Source organism: Pseudomonas marincola, assembly GCF_900116605.1.
Lineage (GTDB): Bacteria > Pseudomonadota > Gammaproteobacteria > Pseudomonadales > Pseudomonadaceae > Aquipseudomonas > Aquipseudomonas marincola.
This window is the reverse complement of record NZ_FPBC01000007.1, coordinates 245654-265268: the sequence shown is the minus strand read 5'-3', so window position 1 is coordinate 265268 and position 19615 is coordinate 245654. Positions and strand designations below refer to the sequence as shown.

The following is a 19615-nucleotide window of genomic DNA, read 5'->3' as shown; positions in this document are numbered from 1 at the left end:
TTTATTGAACACTTAAGTGCATCGGAAGGCCACAGGCCGCCATCTCCACGCCTACTCTGTTGTTTATGCGACATTATTTTTCCTAAACATTTTCACCCCCGGGAAAACACTCGACAAAAACCTCTAAACCCGTATAAACCCCAATTTTTTCAATAGCTTAACCAAAAGTTATAAGCTTATAGTCACACTGTGACTTGTAGTTATCGCAATGTTTTACTCCAGAAATTGTTGATGCCCTCGCGCTTCACCTGCAAAATGCCGCCCCCGCCTTAATAACAGTAATGCTGTTGCGGGAGTGTGCTGATCCCCCTCTGCCAACACGCCACCCGTAGTGTGTCGGTTCACAAAAAAAGATCACGCAGGAGATTTGAAGTGCACATCGGTGTTCCTCTCGAAACCCATGACGGCGAGACGCGCGTTGCGGCGACTCCCGAAACCATCAAGAAGCTGGTTGGCCAAGGCCATCAGGTGACAGTTGAAAGCGGTGCCGGCATTACAGCCAGCATTACCGACGAGGCGTTTGCAGCAGCAGGCGCGACTATTGGCAGCGCCAGCGCTGCATTTGGTGCCGAACTGGTGCTCAAGGTCGTCGCTCCGTCTGAAGCAGAATTGGCGCAGATGAATTCCGGCGCTGTACTGGTTGGCATGCTCAACCCGTTCAGCAACGAAACCATTGCCCTGATGAACGCTCGCGGCATTACCGCTTTCGCACTCGAAGCTGCCCCGCGCACCTCGCGCGCGCAGAGCCTCGACGTGCTCTCCTCGCAAGCCAACATTGCCGGCTATAAAGCTGTGCTGCTGGCTGCTCACCATTACCCACGCTTCATGCCGATGCTGATGACTGCTGCGGGGACCGTTAAGGCCGCGCGTATTCTGATTCTCGGTGCCGGTGTTGCTGGCCTGCAGGCCATTGCGACCGCCAAGCGTCTGGGTGCGGTGATTGAAGCTTCCGATGTGCGCCCTGCCGTTAAGGAGCAGATCGAGTCGCTGGGTGCCAAGTTCGTCGACGTGCCGTTCGAGACTGATGAAGAGCGCGACGCGGCTCAAGGTGTTGGCGGTTACGCCCGCCCGATGCCGGCATCGTGGATGGAGCGCCAGGCCAAGGCCGTGCACGAAAAAGCCAAACTGGCAGACATCGTCATCACCACTGCACTGATTCCGGGCCGCAAGGCACCGACGCTGCTGCATGAAGCCACCGTGCAGGAAATGAAGCCGGGCTCCGTGGTCATCGATCTGGCAGCCGCTCAGGGCGGCAATTGCCCGTTGACTGAAGCCGAAAAGGTTGTGGTCAAGCATGGCGTGACCATCGTCGGCCACAGCAATCTGGCGGCACTGGTGCCAGCCGATGCTTCGGCGCTGTATGCGCGCAACCTGCTCGATTTCCTCAAGCTTGTCATCGACAAAGATGGCCAGTTCAACGTCAACCTCGAAGACGACATCGTCGCCGCGTGCCTGATGTGCCGCGACGGTGAAGTTGTCCGCAGCAACGGCTAAAGGAGTAGAGACATGGATATGATTTCCGACGGTATCTACAACCTGATCATCTTTGTACTGGCAATTTATGTCGGTTACCACGTGGTCTGGAACGTCACCCCGGCCCTGCACACGCCGCTGATGGCTGTAACCAACGCCATTTCTGCGATCGTGATTGTCGGCGCCATGCTCGCAGCAGCACTGACCGTCACCACGTTCGGCAAGATCATGGGCACACTGGCCGTTGCACTGGCAGCGGTTAACGTTTTTGGTGGCTTTTTGGTCACCCGACGCATGCTCGAAATGTTCAAGAAGAAGGCGCCTAAAGCAGCGCCGACGGAGAAGCACTGATCATGAGCATGAACCTCATCACTGTTCTCTACTTAGTGGCCTCGATCTGCTTCATTCAGGCCCTTAAAGGCCTGTCGCACCCAACCACTTCACGCCGTGGCAACCTGTTCGGCATGATCGGTATGGGTCTGGCCATCGTCACCACCATCGGTTTGATGTACAAACTCAGCGCCGAAGCCACATCGCCAGGCATTGGCTGGGTGATCCTTGGCTTGCTGGCTGGCGGTACTGCCGGCTCGATCATGGCCAAGCGCGTTGAAATGACCAAAATGCCTGAGCTGGTGGCCTTCATGCACAGCATGATCGGCCTGGCCGCGGTGTTCATCGCTATCGCCGCAGTCGCCGAGCCGCAGTCACTGGGCATCGTGGCTGCACTGGGTGACGCGATTCCGGCGGGCAACCGTCTGGAGTTGTTCCTCGGCGCTGCGATTGGTGCTGTGACCTTCTCCGGTTCGGTCATCGCCTTCGGTAAGCTGTCGGGCAAGTACAAGTTCCGCCTGTTCCAGGGCGCGCCTGTATCGTTCGCCGGTCAGCACAAGATCAACCTCGCCGTGGGTATCGCGATTCTGGTGCTGGGCCTGTACTTCACCTTCACCGGTAGCATCACCGCGTTCACCCTGCTGCTGATCCTCGCGTTCGTCATCGGCGTGCTGATCATCATCCCGATCGGCGGTGCAGACATGCCGGTTGTGGTGTCGATGCTTAACAGCTATTCCGGTTGGGCGGCTGCAGGTATCGGTTTCTCGCTGAACAACTCGATGCTGATCATCGCCGGTTCGCTGGTGGGTTCGAGCGGCGCGATTCTGTCTTACATCATGTGCAAGGCGATGAACCGTTCGTTCTTCAACGTGATCCTCGGTGGCTTCGGCGCCGAAGCAGATGCCGGCCCAGCCACGGGCAGCAAAGAGCAGCGTCCGGTAAAATCCGGCTCCAGCGACGATGCCGCCTTCCTGCTGACCAACGCCGACACCGTAGTGATCGTCCCCGGTTACGGTCTGGCTGTAGCCCGTGCCCAGCACGCGCTGATGGAACTGGCCGAGAAGCTGACGCATCGCGGTGTTACCGTTAAGTACGCGATTCACCCGGTTGCCGGTCGTATGCCTGGCCACATGAACGTATTGCTGGCTGAGGCCGAAGTGCCTTACGAGCAAGTGTTCGAGATGGAAGACATCAACTCCGAGTTCGGTCAGACCGACGTGGTGCTGGTTCTGGGCGCGAACGACGTGGTTAACCCGGCCGCGAAGAACGATCCCAAGTCGCCAATCGCGGGCATGCCGATTCTTGAGGCTTACAAAGCCAAGACAGTCATCGTCAACAAGCGCTCGATGGCCAGCGGCTATGCCGGCCTCGACAATGAACTGTTCTACCTCGACAAGACCATGATGGTCTTCGGCGATGCCAAGAAAGTCATTGAAGACATGGTTAAAGCTGTCGAGTAATCGCAGCCAGGCCAAATAAAAATGCCCAGCCCGAGTGATCGGGCTGGGCATTTTTTTATCGCGTGCGTGGCGCGATTGACTACTTGGCGGTCAGCGTTGGATACGCTTCTGTGTAGACCCAGTCATTCTTCTTGGCGGGCACGTGGCAGCCAAGGCAATCCTTCTTGTAGTCGGTTGCAACGTTCTTGGCATTATCGCCTTTGAACAAAGCCCAACCCCAACCTTCGCCCCACATCGGGTTCTTCTCAGCAAAGCGATTGGTGCTGTCCTTGACCATCACAAACGTCTGCTTGACGTCACCTGCGTACTTAACACCCTTACCGGTGGTGTAGTCGCCCTCTTTGCCGTGGCGCAACTCTTTGATCATGACCGCGCCATCCGGGAACTTGCCGGTCTTGCGGAAAGCACCCACGGCATCCGGTTCCAGATAAACATCATGGAAGCCACTGGCGCCGCCTTCCGGCACATACCAAGAGCCGAGATGGACCATGGTTGCGCGGAAATCAGCCGGCAAACTGATGTTGCCCTTGGCGTCGACGCTATTTGAGAAGCCCGTTTCAGCTTGGGCCGCCAGAGGCAAAGCTGCACATGAGGCGATGATCAAAGCACTTGTCAGCGTATTTGTAATTTTCACGGTTATCACTCCTTAATAAATGACGCGTCCTGCTGGGATTGCCCCCGCAACACGCCATGGCACGTGGCCTAGCTCCCTGATACCAACCGCAACGCAGTGAACAATCCGCCTGGCGGACCCGAGCATCTGGCGCGGCCAAATACAGCGTTACCCATCCCGCCGTACGAGGCTTTCGGGCTCCCGCAGCCTATAGGAATTACTGACTCAGAGTGGCTATAGAGCCCGTCCATGGCAATTCATTACAGCAAGACCAACCTTTCGCTTGGCACAAAATTCTGCTGCCAAACTGGGCGTGGAGAAGTGGGAAATCGAAGGCAAAAAATTGAATTAGCGGTCAAGTTACAATCTCGATCAATTTGCAACTGTACCTATAGCAAGTCACTACCACCTTGCTCGGCAGTAGTGATAAATCTCGCTAATTTAGAAATAAACAGACCTTTAACTTACAGGCAGTACAGTTGAGTCAAAAATGGCAGATACAGTTACAAAGCAAGCTAGCTATCTAAATAGTAATTGAGCGCAGCTGTGACTACTGCGTATCACTGTATTTGGCGATAATTAATTCACCCTAATTAGTCACTCCAACGCCGCCACAAGCGGAAGGATATCAACATGGAACGTACCCTTAGTTCCGATCTGGTTTTTGCTGAGTCTTCATCTAAAGCTACTGCATCGCTGCCGCTACGCCTGGCATCGACTCTGGTTCTCTGGCAGCGCCGTTTGGCCAGCCGCCGTCAACTGGCTCACCTTGACTCCCGCCTGCTGGCAGACGCTGGTATCAGCGAAGCGCAGCGCATGAGCGAGCTGAGCAAGCCGTTCTGGCGTTAAGCCGAACGCCGAATCGACTGGCCCAATAGCCGCTAGATTCGCATGACAAAAAAGCCCCGCCAGTGCCAAGCACAACGGGGCTTTTTGCATTTCAGGGCCGGCGAACCCGTACAGTTTCGCCGCATCATCCAATCCCACCTGAACAGACACGCCCAACGCGGGCTAGCGCCTATGCAGCACGCTCAGTGGCGACGCTTAAACCAGTCATCCAGCTAGCCGCTCAAGCCTCGCGACCGTAATCGTCGTCGTAGCGAACAATGTCGTCCTCTTCCAGATAATCACCGCTCTGCACCTCGATCAGCACCAGATCCGACTCCCCCGGATTAGCCAGACGATGGCGCTGGCCGGCGGCAATATAGGTCGACTGATTCCGCTCCAGCACGCATTCGGTATCCCCGCTGATTACCCGCGCCTGCCCTTGCACCACAACCCAATGCTCACTGCGTAACCGGTGCGACTGCAACGAAAGAGCCGCGCCAGGGCGCACCACCACCCGCTTGATCTTGAAGCCCTGGCCCTGCTCAAGCACCGTGTAATTACCCCACGGCCGCTGCACCGTGCGGTGGATCAGGTGCGCTTCATGCGCCGTGGCCTTGAGCTGATCGACCAACACCCGCACATCCTGTGCTCGGTTTGCATGCGCGACCAGCACAGCATCGGCGGTGTCGACAATCAACAGGTCCTCAACGCCCAGCGTGGCGATCAACCGCGAATCACCATGCACCAGATTGCGCTGGCTATCGACCAGCAGCACATCGCCAAGCACCCGATTGTTGGCGCTATCGGGCGGCATCAGTGCAGCCACCGCCGGCCATGAGCCGATATCACTCCAGTCAAAACTGGCACGCACTACCGCGACTTTTGTGCTGTGTTCAAGCAAGGCGTAATCAATCGAGATATCTGCACACTGGCCAAAGTGCGCGCCGTTCAGCTCTTGCTGCACCAACGCCGGCGCGGCCAATGCGGGGCTCAGGTCTACGCAGCGCTTAACTTCAGCCAGCAGTTCTGGCGCATGCACGTGCAGCTCGCTTAGCAGGGTGCTGGCTGTGGCGCAGAAAATACCGCAGTTCCACAGGTATTCCCCGCTGCTGACAAACGCCTGAGCGGTTTCACGGTTGGGCTTTTCAACAAACCGATGAACCATCGCCCATCCCTGCCCGACCAACCCGGCTGCGGCCTGAATGTAGCCAAAGCCGGTTTCGGCGGATTGCGGTTCAAGGCCAAAGGTCACCAAATACCCCTGCTCAGCCAGATTGCGGGCCTGCGTTACCGCCTGCTCAAACGCCGCCGTGTCTGCGATCAGGTGATCGGCGGGCATAATCAAAACAATGGACTGATCACCGTGGCGCGAAGCAATGGCCAACGCCGCCGCAGCAATCGCGGGGGCGGTGTTGCGTGAACAGGGTTCCAGAATGAAATGTGCCGGTTGCCCGGTGCCGACGGCCGCGTGCCAATGGTCGCGGCTCTGAAAGTAATAATCGCGATGCGTCACCGTCACGATCTCGCCGCTGCCCGCCAGCCCAGCTGCGCGGCGGTAAGTCTTTTGCAACAGCGACTCGCCATCCGGCAAGGTCATGAACGGCTTGGGCTGGCCCGCTCTGGACACTGGCCACAACCGCGTACCAGCGCCACCGGATAGCACAACAGGGACCAACATCTACACTCTCCTCGCAGCCAGTATTGGTTAATCAACACGCACAGTCAGCTCGTCTTGGCCAGCACTCAAACCGCATGATGAAGACGCGGCGCAACTTTTGTCACATTTTCCAGACTAATCCCAGTCGCCGGCTGAAATTTTATGTGTAGAGTTATCGCCGTGCGTCTCGGCGCAGCTGAGCTAATCTATTATTCGACAAGCATGCAAAATGGCGTGCTTTTATAAACCCTTTGGAGCTTTCAGGATGAATCCTATCCGCAGTCTTAGCTTTCTCGCCTTGTTTGCACTTGCAACCAGCGCTTCGGCTACCAGCTTTGTGGTAACCACCGACGCAACCGTAGGCGCACTTGGCGCCACAACCGATGCGACATCAGATGTCAGCTCCTCATTCAAAGACGACAAAGTTGTGCTCGCCGCCCGCGATGACGCCGCCAGCTTCGTTGCCAGCGAAGGTTCCATCCGTGGCGCCCATCTGGAAGCCGCTCTGGTCCACGTGCGTCAGGTCGCACCAAGCCTGCAAGCCAATGACATGCAACTGGCTCAGGCTATCCTCAGCCTGTAACAGAGACAGCCAGCCCCAACGCATCACGCCATGGGGCTGGCTGATTATTTGATAGCAACGCGGGCTTTAATGCAGCCAATCGCGTCAAGGCTATTGCGCCCCAAGCAGCTCCCCGCTGTAATGCGCACGCTGTACCCAAACCAATTTCTGCTTATCGGATATCGTCCATGTATCGTCCGCTCCTCGCTGTTGTTGCCGCCACCGCATTGATTACCGGCACTGCCCAGGCTCAAACCATCATTGCCACCAGCAATGTGCTGATTCGGGCACTTGATCGCTCGTTGGACTTTACCTCGGACACGACCACGTCGATCCGCGACTCGAAAATTGTTCAGCTGGCGCATGAAGACGCCGCCAGCTTTGTCGCCAGCCAAGGCGAAATTCGCGGCGCCAACCTCGAAGCCGCGCTCACGACCATTCGCGCTCAGGTGCCTGAAGCGCAAAATGCTTCAGACCAGGAACTCGCAGAAGCCATTCTTTCTCTGTGAGCTGGCTGTGCAAAAGCCTGCTGCTGATCATGCTGCTGGCCAGCTCCGGCAGCTATGCAGCACTCAAACTGGAACTGGCAGACAGCGCGCTCAATGACGCGCAAAAACAAGCCAGCCAGCAACTGATCAAGCAGGCCTTTGCCGCACTCCCTCCGAAATTTATCCAACAACTCGATCGCAGCGTTGCTATTGAATGGCAGCCGCTGCCGAGCGAAATCTATGGTCAGGCCGGACGCTTCTCGGGGATCACCCTTAATCAGCGGTTACTGCCTGCACTGGTCGATGGCAGCGCAGCGACGCAAACCACCCAGCGCCCGCACGGCACCGTGCGCAAAGAGCTGCTGGCAACCCTGATTCACGAACTCACGCATCTTTACGACCGCGAACGCTTGTGGTCTGCCACGGAGCGCCAGCAGTTCCGCCACTGCCAGCAACGCGCACACAGCAGCGGCCTGGTCGGTTTGCCAGATGGCTGCCGCGGCCAGACCGAACGCCGCTTCACCCTCAGTGACGACCCACGCCTGCTGGATTTGGCCGGCTGGCAGCAATATGTCGGGCGCCGCGGTGAGCGTGAAGATGAAAACCATCAGAATGTCCGCAGCCCTGATGAATACGAGCTGACCAATCCGCTCGAGTTTGTGGCCGTGAACATGGAGTACTACCTTCTCGATCCGTCTTATGCCTGCCGCCGACCTTCACTCGCGGCGTACTTCAACCAACATTTCAACTGGTCACCCAGCACGCAGACTGCTTGCGGTAACGAACTGGCTTATTTGAATGCCGGCAGTGACTTTGCCCGCGAACCGCTCGGCATGCTCGATCCGGAGCGAGTCTACGAAGTCGATTACCTGCTTGCCGAAGCCAACGACGCACTCGCCAGCCGTTGGGGCCACAGCATGCTGCGCCTGGTTATCTGTGCGCCGGGCCGCCCACGCGGGCCTGCCTGCCGGCTTGACCTGGACCAGCATCTGGTGCTGTCGTATCGCGCCTTTCTCGGTGATGTTCAGCTCTCCAGTTGGGGCGCACTGGTTGGCCAGTACCCGTCGCGGTTGTTTGTCTTGCCGTTGGCGCAGGTAATCGATGAATACACCAAAACCGAATTACGCAGCCTGGCCTCGGTGCCGCTGAAACTCGATCGCCAGCAGATCAACGATCTGGTAACCCGTTCGCTCGAACTGCACTGGAGTTATGACGGCGACTACTTCTTCCTGTCGAATAACTGTGCGGTCGAAACGCTCAAACTGATCCGTACCGGCGGCAATCAGGCACCAATGCAATCGCTGGACAGCATCATGCCCAACGGCTTGCTGGAAGTACTCGATGCACACAATCTGGCCGACAACACAGTGCTCGATGACCGCCGTGAAGCCATGCGCCTCGGTTACTGGTTTGACTCTTACCGCGACCGTTACCAGAAAATGTTCGAGGTGCTTCACGAGCGCCTGAACATCCCGCAAAAAGCCGTTGAAGACTGGCTGACACTGCCGGCAACCGAGCGCCGGGCCTGGTTCGAAAAAGCCGACATGCGCGCCAGCGCGGCCATGTTATTGCTGGAGAAAGCGGCGCAGCGCAAACAACTGCTGCTGGCTCAGGACGAACTCAAACAACGCTATCTGAGCGGTAACGACAGCAACGACCCAAGCCTTGAGAAGGCGGGCAATGCGCTGGAACAGCTCTTGGCCAACTCAGGTTTTCTCAGCCGTCCGGCAGAGCTGCTCAGCAGCGGCTACGGCCTGCCGCAGCCGAGCGAACTGGATGACCTGCGCGACTCCAGCAGCAGCCGCCAACAGCTGATGTTGCGCTTTAGCGAAGAGCTCAATCAGGAGGTTCGCAACTTGCTCGACCCCGAGCGTTTGGCTGAAATGGAGGCCATCGGGGTTAACCTCAAGCAACTCGCCAATCACCTGCACGAGGTGCATAAAGCCAATGGCGGGCTGATGTTGCCCTGAGCGTTCTAGATCAGTGGATCAATGTCTTCTTCATGCTCTTCGGGCAGATGCGTATCGAGCTGCAACCACGGCAACCGGTTCTGCACCCAGATATGCCGGTCTGCCGGGGCCAGTTCAGGCGTATCCAGCGTCGCCACCGTTACATCCAGCGTGCTCGGGCTAAGCGTGGTGAACAACGCCAACTGGGCGCCGCAATCCGCGCAGAAACTGCGCACGCAACTGGACGATGAAGCAAAGGTTCTTGGCGTGCCCTGCAACCACTGAAAACGCTCCAGCGGCACCGTGATCCAGGTCGTGACAATACCGCCACTGCTGCGCCGGCAAGTGGCGCAATGACAATGTGCGATATCGTGCAACGGCGCGTCGAATTGATAACGCAACGCGCCGCACTGACAACCACCGGTGTGTAAATCGCTCATAAATTCTCCTCTATAAACGCTCTGATCAAGCCTCTTTACTTGCTTTGCACGCTGGCGCTGATCAAGATAGCTCCCTAACTACTTGGGAGGTGATCGTGCTTGATCTGCTGTTGGCGCTGTGGCCACTTTTTGCCCTGATCATCGCGGGTTTCTATCTGCGCCGCTGGAACTTCCCCAATGAAGAATTCTGGCCAGGCGCTGAACGCCTCAACTATTTCATACTCTTCCCGGCACTGCTGTTCAGCAGTTTAGCGCGTGCACCGCTGAATAATCCGGCGCTGCCACGTCTGGGTCTTGCGGTCATGCTCGCCCTCGCTATCGGCTGGGTCGCATTGCTTGTCATTCGTCGTATACGCGGTTGGCCAGCGGCACGTTTCGGCGTATTTACCCAAGGCGTTTTGCGTTTCAACACCTACTTGGGGCTTGCCGCCGTTGGCAGCCTGTTCGGCCCGCAGGGTTTGACCCTTGCCGCAATAATGCTGGCCTTGATGGTGCCGACGGTCAACGTCTTGTCAGTTTGGTCGCTAACCGCCGAGCGTGGCGTCAGTGCGCGGAGCCTGCTGCTACCGATTGCCAAAAACCCGCTGATTCTGGCCTGTCTTGCCGGGGCTTTGATCAATTTTAGCGGGATTGGCCTGCCGTTTGGCAGCGATCGCCTGCTCAGCCTGCTTGCCGCTGCCAGCTTGCCGCTGGGTCTGCTTTGTGTGGGCGCGGCACTGCGGCCCGAGCAGTTGGGCGGCGAAATTCCGGCCCTGGGCTGGAACAGCCTCGCTCGCTTGTTGGCGATGCCCCTGATGGCCTGGCTGGTGGCTTATGCGCTGCACTTGCCTGCAATGGAAAGCACCGTGCTGGTGTTGTTCTTCGCCTTGCCGACTGCACCAACCGCGTATGTGCTGACGCGGCACCTCGGTGGTGACAGCCAGTTGATGGCCGGCGTAATTACCCTGCAAACGCTGCTGGCAGCGGCCAGCCTGCCGATTATTCTAACCCTGCTGAGTTAGGCCACTGCGGGCCTGACTCAGCAGCGGCTCAGAACAGATCGAGTTGATTGCCTGCGGGCGTGGCAGCGGGGGTTTGCACCGGCGCAGCCGGCGCTTGCACGCAGCTCTGCAGTCGCTCGGCCAGCCCCGCCGCGCGCTCGGCGCGAGTACTTACCGCCTCGGCCAGACGCACCGGCAGCCCCCAGATCTCGACCTTGTTCTTGGCCCGGGTAATACCGGTATAGAACAGGCTGCGGGTGAGCAAAGGGCTCGGCTGTTCAGGCAGCGCCAGCAACACCTGATTAAACTCGGAGCCCTGGCTCTTGTGCACCGTCATGGCGAAGGCACTGTCATGGCTGGGCAATCGTGCCGGGGCAAACGGGCGGAAACCCTGCTCGGCCTCGAACACCACGCGCAGCCCATGTTCAGTCATCAGGCAAATGCCGATATCACCGTTGAACAATCCCAGCGCGTAGTCATTCTGGCGCACCATCACCGCCCGCCCGGCGTACCAGCGCTCACGGCTGGCAACCTGCAAACGCCGTTTAAAGCGCGCTTCCAGTGCCTCGTTGATCCCGGAGACGCCCCACGGGCCCTCGCGCTGCGCCGTCAGCGCCCGAAAGGTATTGAACGCCGCAAAGGCTGCCGCCGGATCAGCGCTTTTGGCCGCCTGCAAAAAGCCCGCATAACCTTGCTCCAGCCGCACCAGCAAATCATTGGGCGTCGGCGTCTCAATCCAGGCCAAATCTTCACGGCCCTCTCTGAGCACTTTCAAGGTGCCGGGCACATCGCCACCATTGATCCGCCGGGCCAGTTCGCCAATGCCGCTGTCACCAGCAAAGCGATGGCTGTGAGTAAGCAGAACCACCGCATCCCCGAGCTTTGAGCGCGGTTGTTCAACTGCCACCTGCTGCCCGGTAATACGCTGCAAGTCGGCCGCTGCCTGCGCATCAAAACCGCGTCCCTCACAGAGCTCAGCAAACACTGCACCCGCTTCCACAGCCGCCAGCTGGTCTTTGTCACCCAGCAGAATCAGCCGCGCACTGGGGGCCAGCGCATCCACCAGTTTGGCCATCAGCGCCAGATCGACCATCGACGCTTCGTCCACCACCAACACATCCAGCGGCAACGGATTGGCGGCGTTGTGCCGGACCTGCGGGCTGTCACCCCGGCTGCCGAGTAAACGGTGCAACGTACGCGCCTCTTCCGGCAACGCAGCTTTAACCGCATCACTCACCGGCAATTGCGCCTTGGCATTGCGAATGGCTTCGGCCATGCGCGCCGCCGCCTTGCCTGTAGGCGCTGCCAAACCGATAGCCAGATGCCCGGAGTCAGGTTGCTCCAACAGAGCCGCGAGCAAGCGCACCACCGTGGTGGTTTTGCCCGTGCCGGGGCCGCCGGAAATAACCGCCAACTTACGCCGCACCGCTTGCGCCGCCGCTAAACGCTGCCAGTCCGGCTGCTGGCTGTTAAACGCAAACAGGCGGGTCAGGCTGGCGCTGAGAACGGCTTCATCTACCGGCGGAATATCACTGCAACGCGCCAGCAACTGTTCTGCCAACTGTTGCTCGTAGGCCTGATACCGCGCCAGATACAGGCGCTCGCCAGCCACAATCAGCGGCTTGAACGAACCCACCGGGCCCACCAGCTGCGATGCGTTCAGCGCTTCTAGTAATTCTTGCAGCCCCGGCAGGCTGAACGGCTGATCAGCCCAGGGTCGCTGCCCGGCGATGCGCCGTAGCGGCAGACACACATCGCCCTTTTCCAGCGCACTGCACAGCAATGCGGCGCACGCCAGCAGGACTGGGCTGGCATCCGGATCAAGGCGCTGCAGGCTGTTGACCAGTGCGCGCTCCAGCGGGCCGAGGTCGATCTTGTCGAGAGTCATACGCCTGCCTCACCCGCAAATAACTGATCCAATGCATCCAGCAACGCGTCACTGGGCCGCGCAAAATACACCCCTGCGCCCGGCATTCCGCGCAGGAACAGGTAATAAGCGCCGCCCAGTTGCTGATCCTCAAAATCACTCAGGCGCTGGCGCAGGAAGCGCCGCAAGGCGACCAGATAAATCAGGTATTGCAGATAGTAATGCTCGGCCGCGAGCGCCTGAATAAGGCGCTCGCCACCGTAGTAACTGGCATCCGGCCCCAGCCAGTTGGACTTGTAGTCGGCGATATACCAGCGGCCCTGATACTCGAAAGTCAGGTCGATAAATCCCTTGAGAAAGCCCTTGAGGCTGTCGAATTCCAACCGTGAAGCGGCGTCGCGCATCTGCTCGTCCAGCCCATACGCCGGGTCACAGAGAATCTTGCGCAGGCGCTGCACATCCAGCCCGCCAACCGGGAAGGTAAAGCCCAGTTCGGGCAAGCGGCGCGCAGCTTGCAGCGTCGCCAGCGTCAGGCCGTTGCCGTCCAGATCAGTATCCACCACTAACTGCAAATGCGTCTGCGCCACGGCAGTCCAGTCAGTATCAATACCGTGGCCTGCCAGCGCTGGTTCGACCAAGTCAGCCAGCGGCGCTTTGTTCATGGCCCAGTCTTCGAGAATCGCGTGCAAGCAAGTACCGGCGCGCGCGCCACGCGGGAAGGCGTAGAAACCGCTGCCGGGCTCGCTGGCATCGGGAATCACCAACCCATCGCGGTCCGGCGCTTCCATGTGCATGCCTGCCGCCAAACCGGAGAAGCTGCCAATTCGCCAGGCGCTGTGCAAGGAACGCGGTAACTGCGCCAGTTGCTCGGGGGCCGGAGCGCGTTGCTCACCGGCGCTGTGCGCTTCATCCTGCGCCAGTGCGAGCACGCTGAACTGGCCGTTACTGCGGCTCACCAGTTGCTCCAGCTCAGCCAGCAAACCCTGGGCAGACAAAGTACGCATGTGCTCGGCCAGCTCACTCAGCGCATCCTCGCCCGCCAAGTCACGACCGTGCAGCAGCCACGCCATCGCGCTGCTGTGCAGGCCCTCTTCACTCAGCGTGCCGTCCTTTTTCGGCTTGCTATCAACCGGCCCCCAATGCAGCCACAAACGGTCGCGCGCGCGGGTAAGCGCCACATAAACCAGTCGCAGCCGCTCAGCGAAACGCTCACGACGGGCACGTTCGCGGTGGTGATCGAGTTGCTCGCCGCCAAGGTCGAGCAGCGGCGTGCCGTCATCGGCGTGACAGGTGATGTCTTCCTGTTTACGCAGCAACGCGCCGTCCCACAAATACGGGCAAAACACCAACGGGTACTCAAGCCCTTTGGAGGTATGGATGGTGACGATCTGCACCCGCTCGGCATCGCTTTCCAGCCGCAACAAGGCATCTTCGCCGTGGTTATCCACTTCGCGCTGGGCATTGAACCAACTGAGCAATTGTTCCTGCCCGGGACGACTCAGGCTCTCGGTTTGCAGCAATTCGGCCAGATGCAGCAGATTGGTCAGTCGTCGCTCGCCGTCATCCATCGCCAGCAAGCGCTGGGCCACCTGTTGCTCATCCAGCCAGGCGCGGAACGCGCGCATGAAACCCTGCTGCTGCCAGAGCTGGTGATAGCGCTCGGCAGCCTCGCGTTCTTCATCCCACGCGCGGGCATCGTCCTGGGTTGCCGCAAGATCGCGGGCATTACGCCCGAGCAAGCGAGTGGCCAGGGCAAAGCGCAGCGCGCCTTCGCGGCCCGGTTCGATATAGGCGGCCAGAACGGCGGCCAACGCCGTGGCCTCTTCGCTGTGCCACACGCTTTCCTTGCCACGGCGTACACTCGGCACACCGCGCGCGGTCAGCTCGCTGGCCACTTCACTGGCCTGACGATGGCTCGACACCAGCACCGCAATATCGGCACCGGCCAGTGGCCTGCGCTGGCCTTCCTGCTCGAAATAAGCCTCGCCACGTGCGCTCGCCGCCAGCAATCCGGCAATTCGCCGCGCGGTGTCGGTGGCGACCAGACCACCCGCCTCACCCTTGCCCAGCGGCTCATCGCCCAGCCAGACCAGCCCGACGGCCGCCTCATCCTGCCCGGTCAGCACCAGTTGTTCACGCGAACGCGTGCTGGCCGCCACCGGTGGATAACTCAGGTCGTGTTCGGCAAATGGCCGCGCGCGGGCGAACAGCAGGTTCAAGGCGTCGATCAATTGCGCCGTGGAGCGGTGATTGGTGCCAAGGTTGTATTCACGATCCGCTTCGCTGCGCGCCTGCATGTAGGTCGCCAGATCGGCCCCGCGAAAGGCATAAATCGCTTGTTTGGGGTCGCCGACAAAACACAGATCGGCAGATTCAGTGCTGCTCGACGCAGGCGCATCGGCGGCATAAATGGTGCTGAAAATCTGATACTGAATCGGGTCGGTGTCCTGAAATTCGTCGATCAGGGCCACCGGATATTGTTCGCGCAAGGTTCTGGCCAGATGCTCGCCGCCTTCGCCATAGAGCGCCTGCTGCAAACGATTGAGCAGGTCGTCAAATGCCAGCATGCGCTGCGCCGCCTTACGCGCCGGTAGTTGCTCATTGAGCTGGGCGATGAGCCGCACTTGCAGGTCAATCAGGCGCATCTCCGCTTCGGGTTGCGCAGCATCCAGCGCATCACACAAACCTTGCAACGCATCGGCCACGGCCTCAAGCGGCGGTTCAAAACCCTTGTTGGTGCCTTTGATCAGTGCTTCGCGGGATAAGCGCTTGAGCCCGTCGACCTTACTGAACAGCGCCGCCGGATCACAGAAGTAGCCGTCCAGTTCGACCTGCCACAGGGCAAACTTGGCAGCATCGTAGCTGCGCTTGTTGAAGCCGCTGAATGCGCTCAGCTCGGCGATCCAGCCGGCGCTCTGACGCTGCCAGAAATCCCGTGCATGCTGCCAGGCACGTTGCAGATCGGCCATATCGCCTGGCTCACCCGGCTGCGGCTCAACGCGCATGTACGGTTTGCCCAAATGATTGCGCAAACGCTGACGCAAACTCTGCGGGGTGATCTTTTTTTGCACCAGAAACGCCGCCCACTCGGGCTCGGCAGCAGCCAGTTCATGGCGCCACAAGTCCGCCAGCAGCGCATCAAGAATCTCGCGGTCATCCTGCGTCAGCTCGTTATCAAAATCGCCGCCCGCCTCGAAGGCTGCATCTTGCAACGCGCGCTGACAGAAACCGTGAATGGTGAAGATCGCCGCTTCATCGAAACCGTGCACCGCCAGCAACAAGCGCCGGTGGCTGGCCGGGTCCGGGTATTGCGCATACAACTCGTTGAGCAACGCATCTTTGCCGGGGCCGCTGTTGTATACCTCTAGCAATTCGGCGAGACGTTTGCGGATGCGCTCGCGCAATTCGGCCGTGGCGGCGGTGGTGTAAGTCACCACCAGAATCTGCGAAACAGTCAGCTGCTTTTCCAGCAACAAGCGGGCGAACAGCGCTGTAAGAGTCCAGGTTTTGCCAGTGCCGGCACTGGCTTCGATGAGTGAGCGACCGCTGAAGGAGTCGTGCAATAAGTTCAGTGGCTGGCTGCTCATTCGTCATCCTCCGCGCCGAGTGCATCCATGGCCGGGCCGTATAATTCGTTGGCCAGCGCTTCAAATGTTTCATCCAGCGGATCACGCCCGCGAAAGGCCAACTCGTTCCACGGGTCTTCGCCTTCACCGGTCATGAAATCGTTGCCTTGCCACATGAGTCGCGCTTCGCTGCGCGCTGCATCAATCGGCTCCTTGCGGCCCGGATTGCGCATTTTATGAGCAAAGCCGTAGCTGCACTTGGCGAACACCGGCAGCGGCTCGCAGATAGCCTGCCGGTAGGCACGCAACCACGGCTCCAGCAATTGCAGAGGATTGCTCAGCGGTCCCAGCTGCCAGTCCTTTTTCGGCGACAGCAGGCGGCTCTGGCGAGTGATACCGGGAGTGGCCGCGCTGTTGAGCATCAAGTGGCGCAACCACATTGGCGCCAACTCCCACGCGCCGATATCACGCAGGCGGTAATCAAACAAACCATCCGCTGTGACGCCATCGAGCCAGCCATGAATGCGCACGCCAGCCAGCTGGATATCCACCAGCAGCGGCTGCGCGGGATCATGCGGGCGCTGCTCAAACAGCGTCGGCGCAAAGGCGCGGATCGGCCCGCGAATCTGCCCCCAGTACGCCTGCCCCAGTTCACCGACCGGCAACCAGCCAGAGGCTGCGGCAACACTGCGTTCCTGCTGCTCGCTCCAGCCCTGTTCGACCGCTTGCAGCGCCAGCTTGCGCAGCCCGTGCAAGGCCGTCCACTCCACGCTGAATGGCTCGTCTCCGGCCAACGCCTCTTCACTTTGCGCCAGCCGTAAACCCAGCCGCTGTTCGAGCAGGAACCGCGCCGGATGTTTGAAGCAGCTGATCAACTGACTCGGTTCGAGGGTTAGCCAGTCTTCGCTCGGTTCGCCCAGCGCCTCTGCAAATACCGCCGCCTGCGCCAGCACAGGCTCGGCTAGGCGCTGAGCCGCGCGGAACCATGGCGCAGCAAAGCCGACATGACGGGCGCGGCTGAAATTACCCGGAGCGAATGGCTGCAGCGGATGATCAAGGCAAATGTATTCGCTGGCTGGCGCACCATCGCTGCACACGGCCGTGAGATCGACTACATCTAGCAATTCGCTGATCAGCACCGAAGGCGGCAACACCGCGTTGCTGCGCGGGTCGCGGCCGACATAACTGAGGTACAGACCGCTGCGTGCCGAGAGCAGGGTTTCGAGCAGCAGATAACGGTCATCCAGCCGGCGGGCGCGATCACCACGGCGTGGCTTTTGGCTGATCAGGTCGAAACCGGCGGCGGGGGTGCGTCGCGGCAACGCGCCGTCATCAAGACCAAGCAGGCAGACCTGACGAAATGGCAGGCTGCGCATCGGCACCATCGTGCAAAAGGTCACGGCGCCGGTGAGAAAGCCCGACGCGCTGTTGCCTTGATCCAGCGCAGCGCTCAACTGCTGACGAATCAAGGCCATCTCGATGGGTCGCTCGATACCGGCCGCTTCTGCTTGCTCGTTCAGCGCCGCGCACGCCTTGGAAAGCAGCAATAAGGTGTCGCCCGCTTCGCGCTCATCAAACAGCTCATCAATCATTTTTTGCAGGGTTTCAGCCCAAGTCGCTAACGGCCTTGGACGCTGCATGTCTTCGGCAATGCGCGCCAGCCGCTCGACAAAGCCCGCCAAGCGCCCGAGCAGTTGCGCACGCGCGCCTTCCAGTGCGTCCAACGGCCAGCTATCGCCCAGCAACGGGGCGGCCAGACCGGCTAATTGCGGCGGCGCGGCAAAGCCCAGCAACAGCCGGTCTAGCCCCTGACGCCAGGTAAACGCCGAGTCCGCCGGCAGGCCCAGCTCCGCACGGTGTTGCGCATCACGGCCCCAGCGGATTCCGGCATCCCGCAGCCAGTCGCGCAGCAGCGGCAAGTCTTCCGCTTCAATCCCGGCGCGGCGGGCGATGGCAGGCTGTTCAAGCCAGCTGAGAATGTCTTCACCGGTAAAACGGCTTTCTGCCAGCCCCAAGAGACTGATGAACGCTTCAATCAGCGGGATTTCCGCGCGCATGCTGCGATCCGCGAGGCTGAACGGAATCCGCGGCACGCCTTCGCGCGGCGCGAATACGGCTTCAATATAGGGTGCATAACGCTCGATATCCGGAGTCAGCACGACCACCTGATCCGGCGTCAGCTCGGCGTCGCTGGCAAAGCGCGCGAGCAATTGATCATGCAGAATTTCCACTTCGCGCAGCGGCGAGTGCGCAACGTGAATCTCCAGCGAACGGTCGCCGCTGTCGAGCACCAGACGTTCTTCAGGCGCACGGGTGTGCAGGCGCAAAATGTCGTTTTGCAGGGCATGCAGCAGGCTGTTGTCGGCGAGGTCGCTGTCTTCCGAATAAATTCCGATTTCCTGACTGCCCTCACTCGACGCCAGCGACAGCAAGCTGTCGAAGAAATCGCGGCCCTGCTTGCCGAGGCTGGCCAGCAGCGGATGGCCGACATCCAGATACCATTCATCCGGGCTAAGCTCGGGCTGACGCGCCAGTTCGCGAATATCACGAATCTCGCCCCAGGCCTCACGGCACGGGTTGAGGGCAAAAATGACCACTTCGGTGTGCCGCGCCAAACCGTCGAGCACGCGCATGTGGTGCGGCGGCAAGCTGCTGATGCCAAACACCAGCAAGCGCTCGGGCAGGCCGGCAATAGGCTCATCGGCATACAGATGGCGCAGCAGGTCATCCAGCAACCGCGCACGGTGCGGGTGGCCGTCTTTGGTCAACTCACGCCAGAGCAAGGCTTGCCAGCCTTCATCCGGGCCCAGATCGAGCAGCTCACCGCGCTCCCACGCAGCCAGCCAATCATCGCGATAAAGCAGGTATTGGTCGAAAACGTCGGATATTTTCGCCGAAAGCGATAAACGCCGACGCTCGTCGCCGCCGTCCAGATAATGCGCAAGACGCGGGGTTTGCGCCAAATGCTCGGGCTCGCACAGCCAGTCGTAAATCCGCCAGCTCAGGGTGGTCGGCGAGAATGCCGAGTTTTCCGGCAGATCGCCCAGCACGGTGCGCGACAGCGCCCAGATAAAACTCGCCGGCAGCTGCACGTCGAGTTGCATCGCAATGCCCTGCTTGCGCGCCAGCTGCAATGTCAGCCAGCGGCCCATGCCCTGGCTGGGAACCACAACGTGCGCGGGCGCAAACGGGTCGCTTAAGGGTTGCGCGAGCAGCGTGGTGGCCAACTCGCCAAGCGTTTCCAGATCGGGGGCATGATAAAGACTGAGCATCGACGATTCGCATCCTTTGAATATCGCTAGGTTACCAGCCTCCCACACCCAAGCGACATTTGCTGTCGCAACAGATTACCTACGGAGTGTCGCCTCACTGCCAACTGCCGGGCCGCTTAATGCCATGTAA

14 protein-coding genes are annotated in these 19615 nt (G+C 59.8%); 8 read left to right on the top strand and 6 right to left on the bottom strand.

Going from position 1 to position 19615, the window contains the following annotated elements:
• Positions 1 to 372: 372 nt before the first annotated feature.
• The 3 genes from BM395_RS13665 to BM395_RS13655 are packed head-to-tail and all read left to right on the top strand — an operon-like array spanning position 373 to position 3263.
• On the top strand, positions 373 to 1494 hold the full coding sequence (locus tag BM395_RS13665) for a Re/Si-specific NAD(P)(+) transhydrogenase subunit alpha (RefSeq protein ID WP_069900819.1): 1122 nt from the start codon (positions 373 to 375) through the stop codon (positions 1492 to 1494).
• Between the two features lie 12 nt (positions 1495 to 1506).
• Positions 1507 to 1824, top strand: coding sequence for an NAD(P) transhydrogenase subunit alpha part 2 (locus BM395_RS13660; RefSeq protein ID WP_069900821.1), 318 nt, complete (start codon positions 1507 to 1509; stop codon positions 1822 to 1824).
• Positions 1825 to 1826: 2 nt separating this feature from the next.
• Positions 1827 to 3263 (top strand): NAD(P)(+) transhydrogenase (Re/Si-specific) subunit beta, encoded by a 1437-nt coding sequence (locus tag BM395_RS13655; RefSeq protein ID WP_090512675.1) that lies wholly within the window; start codon positions 1827 to 1829, stop codon positions 3261 to 3263.
• A gap of 79 nt (positions 3264 to 3342) precedes the next feature.
• On the opposite strand, the gene BM395_RS13650 is transcribed toward BM395_RS13655, so the two are convergent.
• Positions 3343 to 3897, bottom strand: a complete 555-nt coding sequence (locus BM395_RS13650) for a cytochrome P460 family protein (protein WP_069900825.1) — start codon at positions 3895 to 3897, stop codon at positions 3343 to 3345.
• A 612-nt stretch (positions 3898 to 4509) separates the two neighbouring features.
• Between BM395_RS13650 and BM395_RS13645 the strand changes: the two genes are divergently transcribed.
• Positions 4510 to 4725, top strand: coding sequence for a DUF1127 domain-containing protein (locus tag BM395_RS13645; RefSeq protein ID WP_069900827.1), 216 nt, complete (start codon positions 4510 to 4512; stop codon positions 4723 to 4725).
• A gap of 220 nt (positions 4726 to 4945) precedes the next feature.
• Here BM395_RS13645 and BM395_RS13640 read toward each other — a convergent pair whose 3' ends face one another.
• Positions 4946 to 6382, bottom strand: coding sequence for a mannose-1-phosphate guanylyltransferase/mannose-6-phosphate isomerase (locus BM395_RS13640; protein ID WP_090512672.1), 1437 nt, complete (start codon positions 6380 to 6382; stop codon positions 4946 to 4948).
• A 244-nt stretch (positions 6383 to 6626) separates the two neighbouring features.
• Between BM395_RS13640 and BM395_RS13635 the strand changes: the two genes are divergently transcribed.
• From BM395_RS13635 to BM395_RS13625, 3 genes are all read left to right on the top strand, one after another.
• On the top strand, positions 6627 to 6944 hold the full coding sequence (locus BM395_RS13635) for a DUF2388 domain-containing protein (RefSeq protein ID WP_069900831.1): 318 nt from the start codon (positions 6627 to 6629) through the stop codon (positions 6942 to 6944).
• A gap of 167 nt (positions 6945 to 7111) precedes the next feature.
• Positions 7112 to 7432 (top strand): DUF2388 domain-containing protein, encoded by a 321-nt coding sequence (locus BM395_RS13630; protein WP_069900833.1) that lies wholly within the window; start codon positions 7112 to 7114, stop codon positions 7430 to 7432.
• A 29-nt stretch (positions 7433 to 7461) separates the two neighbouring features.
• Positions 7462 to 9381, top strand: coding sequence for a DUF7844 domain-containing protein (locus tag BM395_RS13625; protein WP_090512727.1), 1920 nt, complete (start codon positions 7462 to 7464; stop codon positions 9379 to 9381).
• A 5-nt stretch (positions 9382 to 9386) separates the two neighbouring features.
• Here the strand turns inward: BM395_RS13625 and BM395_RS13620 are convergent, their stop codons facing one another.
• The gene (locus BM395_RS13620; protein WP_090512670.1) at positions 9387 to 9800 is read right to left on the bottom strand and encodes a GFA family protein; all 414 of its coding nucleotides are present in this window, start codon (positions 9798 to 9800) and stop codon (positions 9387 to 9389) included.
• Between the two features lie 95 nt (positions 9801 to 9895).
• Between BM395_RS13620 and BM395_RS13615 the strand changes: the two genes are divergently transcribed.
• Positions 9896 to 10801: an AEC family transporter gene (locus BM395_RS13615; protein WP_090512666.1), complete on the top strand. Its 906-nt coding sequence runs from the start codon at positions 9896 to 9898 to the stop codon at positions 10799 to 10801.
• Positions 10802 to 10829: 28 nt separating this feature from the next.
• Here BM395_RS13615 and recD read toward each other — a convergent pair whose 3' ends face one another.
• The 3 genes from recD to recC are packed head-to-tail and all read right to left on the bottom strand — an operon-like array spanning position 10830 to position 19485.
• Positions 10830 to 12668: an exodeoxyribonuclease V subunit alpha gene (recD, locus tag BM395_RS13610; RefSeq protein ID WP_090512663.1), complete on the bottom strand. Its 1839-nt coding sequence runs from the start codon at positions 12666 to 12668 to the stop codon at positions 10830 to 10832.
• The gene (recB, locus tag BM395_RS13605; RefSeq protein ID WP_090512662.1) at positions 12665 to 16234 is read right to left on the bottom strand and encodes an exodeoxyribonuclease V subunit beta; all 3570 of its coding nucleotides are present in this window, start codon (positions 16232 to 16234) and stop codon (positions 12665 to 12667) included. The genes recD and recB overlap by 4 nt, the downstream gene beginning before the upstream one ends.
• On the bottom strand, positions 16231 to 19485 hold the full coding sequence (recC, locus tag BM395_RS13600) for an exodeoxyribonuclease V subunit gamma (RefSeq protein ID WP_090512659.1): 3255 nt from the start codon (positions 19483 to 19485) through the stop codon (positions 16231 to 16233). Before recC ends, recB begins: the two co-directional genes overlap by 4 nt.
• Positions 19486 to 19615 lie beyond the last annotated feature (130 nt).

Excerpts from the sequence above, each read along its gene's own strand:
- BM395_RS13660 (WP_069900821.1), top strand. The coding sequence starts at position 1,507 with ATGGATATGATTTCCGACGGTATCTACAACCTGATCATCTTTGTACTG.
- BM395_RS13655 (WP_090512675.1), top strand. The coding sequence starts at position 1,827 with ATGAGCATGAACCTCATCACTGTTCTCTACTTAGTGGCCTCGATCTGC.
- BM395_RS13645 (WP_069900827.1), top strand. The coding sequence starts at position 4,510 with ATGGAACGTACCCTTAGTTCCGATCTGGTTTTTGCTGAGTCTTCATCT.
- BM395_RS13640 (WP_090512672.1), bottom strand. The coding sequence starts at position 6,382 with ATGTTGGTCCCTGTTGTGCTATCCGGTGGCGCTGGTACGCGGTTGTGG.
- BM395_RS13635 (WP_069900831.1), top strand. The coding sequence starts at position 6,627 with ATGAATCCTATCCGCAGTCTTAGCTTTCTCGCCTTGTTTGCACTTGCA.
- BM395_RS13630 (WP_069900833.1), top strand. The coding sequence starts at position 7,112 with ATGTATCGTCCGCTCCTCGCTGTTGTTGCCGCCACCGCATTGATTACC.
- BM395_RS13625 (WP_090512727.1), top strand. The coding sequence starts at position 7,462 with ATGCTGCTGGCCAGCTCCGGCAGCTATGCAGCACTCAAACTGGAACTG.
- BM395_RS13620 (WP_090512670.1), bottom strand. The coding sequence starts at position 9,800 with ATGAGCGATTTACACACCGGTGGTTGTCAGTGCGGCGCGTTGCGTTAT.
- recD (WP_090512663.1), bottom strand. The coding sequence starts at position 12,668 with ATGACTCTCGACAAGATCGACCTCGGCCCGCTGGAGCGCGCACTGGTC.
- recB (WP_090512662.1), bottom strand. The coding sequence starts at position 16,234 with ATGAGCAGCCAGCCACTGAACTTATTGCACGACTCCTTCAGCGGTCGC.
- recC (WP_090512659.1), bottom strand. The coding sequence starts at position 19,485 with ATGCTCAGTCTTTATCATGCCCCCGATCTGGAAACGCTTGGCGAGTTG.